Origin of the sequence: Salinivibrio sp. PR6 (assembly GCF_001995955.1) — a bacterium.
GTDB classification, from domain to species: domain Bacteria; phylum Pseudomonadota; class Gammaproteobacteria; order Enterobacterales; family Vibrionaceae; genus Salinivibrio; species Salinivibrio siamensis.
Window position 1 is genome coordinate 1 of record NZ_MUFA01000039.1, and the last position, 3,973, is coordinate 3,973.

Below are 3,973 nucleotides of genomic sequence, written 5' to 3' on the forward strand. Positions count from 1 at the left end.
CTTTTTCTTTCTTTTTCTTTGGTCTGTCATTGACGAGCTGACTGTTGATACGCCTGAGTTTTGGGTGTTGTTTTTTTTCATGGCAATGATGGTGTTGGTGTCAAGGTACCTTCTCTCACCTGATAAACACTACTGTTATCACTTAACGTCTCTGGGTATTCATTACACAGAAAAAGACATGATCCCCGATGTTGCCTATCAGGTGGTGCGTGGGTTTTCATGGGTGGGTATCGTGGTCTGTATTATTGCCGTGTTTGTGCTCGGTCCTCTTGCCTTTGTTGGGGCAGGTGGTTTTGCGCTGATGTCGTTTGGCATGACGAATTTTCGCCCTAATGTAAACCACTCTTACATATTGATGGACGAACGAACTATTTTGTTTGACCTGATTAACGATAATGTGCTCTCTTTCACCATTCCAGAGAAAGATAATCTGGAATATAAACGTCGTGTATATACTCAAACGTATGAAGAAAAGCTCACCGCTGTAAACCACCTATATACTCTTTTCCCTAATTTAGAAGTTATCAAAATCAATAGAGCAAATGATCAATATAAACATTCTATCTATCAGCAGGAAGAAGAGAGCGCTGCCGAATAGGACTGTTTTTAATAATTCACCTCCATTGGAGAAAATAATGATACGCACCATTGAAATTAGAGCAGGTGAATGAACATATAGAGCCTCTNTCCAGAGAAATCCAGAGAAAGATAATCTAGAATATAAACGTCGTGTATATACTCAAACGTATGAAGAAAAGCTCACCGCTGTAAACCACCTATATACTCTTTTCCCTAATTTAGAAGTTATCAAAATCAATAGAGCAAATGATCAATATAAACATTCTATCTATCAGCAGGAAGAAGAGAGCGCTGCCGAATAGGACTGTTTTTAATAATTCACCTCCATTGGAGAAAATAATGATACGCACCATTGAAATTAGAGCAGGTGAATGAGCTATAAAGAATATATAGAGCCTCCAAAAGAAAAAATCTATAATGAAAAAATAGTGCATTCTTGGGAGTCTAAAGGAGCCGGTTTCAAATATAATAATTTGTTAGATTGGATTTGGTCTATTTCATTCGCAGTGCTATTTCTACTTTTTCTTTGGTCTGTCATTGACGAGCTGACTGTTGATACGCCTGAGTTTTGGGTGTTGTTTTTTTTCATGGCAATGATGGTGTTGGTGTCAAGGTACCTTCTCTCACCTGATAAACACTACTGTTATCACTTAACGTCTCTGGGTATTCATTACACAGAAAAAGACATGATCCCCGATGTTGCCTATCAGGTGGTGTGTGGGTTTTCATGGGTGGGTATCGTGGTCTGTATTATTGCCGTGTTTGTGCTCGGTCCTCTTGCCTTTTTTGGGGCAGGTGGTTTTGCGCTGATGTCGTTTGGGATGACAAACTTTCGTCCTTCTATTGATAACCACTATATATTGATTTCTGAGCGTACGGTTGTGTTTGACTTAGAGAGCGATGGAGTACTGTCATTCGAAGCTCTAGAGCAGGATGTGCATGCTTATGGTGGTAATGTATTCACCACAACACTCGACCAAAAGCGAGAACTACTTGCTAAATTACATTTACTTTTCCCTGGTATCGAGTTCGTTAAGATAAAAAGGTTGAAGGATAAATATAAACACCCTGTTTATCAGCAAGAAGAAGAGAAAGAGATCGAATAGTATGGCGTCCAATAACTCACTTCAATTCGGGAAAAGTTAATGATACGCACCATTGGAGTGAGCATTGAATGATGAGTAATGGAGATAACACAGAGCTCCTCGAGGAGCAGCTTTACGCAGCTCAGGTTATTTATTCTTGGGAATCTATGGGGGCGGGTCTGAAACATGAAAATATGGTTAAATGGGGACTGTCGATATTTGCTGGAACATCATTTCTTTTGTTTCTTTGGTCAGTGCTCGAGAAGTTGACTGTCGACTCATTTGCTTTTTGGGTATTAAGTGGTTTTTTGACACTGATGATTTTTGCATCAAGATATTTGTTTCTACCCGATAAACATCGTTGTTATCAATTAACCAGTCTCGGTATTCATTACACAGAGAAAAACATGATCCCCGATGTTGCCTATCAGGTGGTGCGTGGTTTTGCGTGGGTGGGTATCGTGGTTTGTATTATTGCCGTGTTTGTGCTCGGTCCTCTCGCGTTTGTTGGCGCAGGTGGTTTTGCGCTGATGTCGTTTGGGATGACAAATTTTCGTCCTTCTATTGATAACCACTATATATTGATTTCTGAGCGTACGGTTGTGTTTGATTTAGAGAACGATGGGGTACTGTCATTCGAAGCTCTAGAGCAGGATGTGCATGCTTATGGTGGTAATGTATTCACCACAACACTCGACCAGAAGCAAGAGTTACTCTCCACATTGCGTTCACTTTTTCCACGTATCGAGTTCGTTAAGATAAAAAGGTTGAAGGATCAGTATAAACATCCTGTTTATCATCAGGAGGAAGAGAAAGCGACCGAATGACTCACTTCAATTCGGGATAGGGAATAATACGCACCATTGGAGTGAGCATTGAGTAATAGCGAAATTATAGATCCCATTGAAAAGAGGCTCTATGAGGTAGAAGTCCGCCACTATTGGGAACACAAAGGATGGGGCGGAAAATTTGACCATCTTGGAATTTGGAGACTATCAATTTTTGCAGGGCTAACCCCTTTTTGCTTTCTATGGTTTGTAATCGACGAGCTCACCATAGACTCCATTGCGTTTTGGGGATTATTTTCTTTCATGACGATGATGGTATTAGTCTCAAGGTACCTTTTTTTCCCCGACAAGCATCGCTGTTACCACTTAACGCCTCTGGGTATTCATTACACAGAAAAAGACATGATCCCCGATGTTGCGTATCAGGTGGTACGTGGTTTGGCGTGGGTGGGAATCGTCGTCTGTGTTATTACCGTGTTTGTGCTCGGTCCTTTTGCGTTTGTTGGGGCCGGTGGTTTTGCGTTGATGTCGTTTGGCATGACGAATTTTCGTCCTAATGTAAGCCACTCTTACATATTGATGGACGAACGAACTATTTTGTTTGACCTGATTAACGATAATGTGCTCTCTTTCACCATTCCAGAGAAAGAAAATCTAGAATATAAACGTCGTGTATATACTCAAACGTATGAAGAAAAACTCACCGTTATAAATCACTTATATACTCTTTTCCCTAATTTAGAAGTTATCAAAATCAATAGAGTAAATGATCAATATAAACATTCTATCTATCAGCAGGAAGAAGAGAGCGCTGCCGAATAGGACTGTTTTTAATAATTCACCTCCATTGGAGAAAATAATGATACGCACCATTGAAATTAGAGCAGGTGAATGAGCTATAAAAAACATATAGAGCCTCTAAAACAAAAGATTTATAATGAAAAAACAGTGCATTCTTGGGAATATAAAGGAGCCGGTTTCAAATATAATAATTTGTTAGATTGGATTTGGTCTATTTCATTCGCAGTGCTATTTCTACTTTTTCTTTGGTCTGTCATTGATGAGCTGACTGTTGATACGCCTGAGTTTTGGGTGTTGTTTTTTTTCATGGCAATGATGGTGTTGGTGTCAAGGTACCTTCTCTCACTTGATAAACACTATTGTTATCATTTGACCTCGCAGGGCGTTCATTATACAGAAAAAGACATGATCCCCGATGTTGTCTATCAAGTGGTGCGTGGGTTTGCATGGGTTGGCGTTGTGGTCTGTATTATTGCCGTGTTTACACTAGGTCCTCTTGCGTTTGTTGGGGCCGGTGGTTTTGCACTGATGTCGTTTGGGATGACGAATTTTCGTCCTAATGTAAACCACTCTTACATATTGATTTCGGAGCGTACGGTTGTGTTTGATTTAGAGAACGATGGTGTTTTGTCATTCGCCGTCCCTGAGAAAGGTGTATATGCTTATTATGGTAATATATACACTATGACATTCGACCAAAAGCAAAACTTACTCTCCAAA

5 protein-coding genes are annotated in these 3,973 nt (G+C 40.0%); all 5 read left to right on the forward strand.

From position 1 onward, the window contains the following. Positions 1 to 598: hypothetical protein (locus tag BZG72_RS16275; protein ID WP_077667270.1), on the forward strand; the 598-nt coding region annotated here is incomplete at its 5' end. A 352-nt stretch (positions 599 to 950) separates the two neighbouring features. Further along, the gene (locus BZG72_RS15905; protein WP_077667271.1) at positions 951 to 1,685 is read left to right on the forward strand and encodes a hypothetical protein; all 735 of its coding nucleotides are present in this window, start codon (positions 951 to 953) and stop codon (positions 1,683 to 1,685) included. A gap of 68 nt (positions 1,686 to 1,753) precedes the next feature. Then, positions 1,754 to 2,491: a hypothetical protein gene (locus tag BZG72_RS15910; protein WP_077667272.1), complete on the forward strand. Its 738-nt coding sequence runs from the start codon at positions 1,754 to 1,756 to the stop codon at positions 2,489 to 2,491. 48 nt (positions 2,492 to 2,539) lie between these two features. Beyond that, the gene (locus BZG72_RS15915; RefSeq protein ID WP_077667273.1) at positions 2,540 to 3,274 is read left to right on the forward strand and encodes a hypothetical protein; all 735 of its coding nucleotides are present in this window, start codon (positions 2,540 to 2,542) and stop codon (positions 3,272 to 3,274) included. A gap of 69 nt (positions 3,275 to 3,343) precedes the next feature. After that, on the forward strand, positions 3,344 to 3,973 hold a 630-nt coding region (locus BZG72_RS15920; RefSeq protein ID WP_077667274.1), incomplete at its 3' end, for a hypothetical protein.

Coding starts and splice junctions, on each gene's coding strand:
- BZG72_RS15905 (WP_077667271.1), top strand. CDS start 951: ATGAGCTATAAAGAATATATAGAGCCTCCAAAAGAAAAAATCTATAAT.
- BZG72_RS15910 (WP_077667272.1), top strand. CDS start 1,754: ATGATGAGTAATGGAGATAACACAGAGCTCCTCGAGGAGCAGCTTTAC.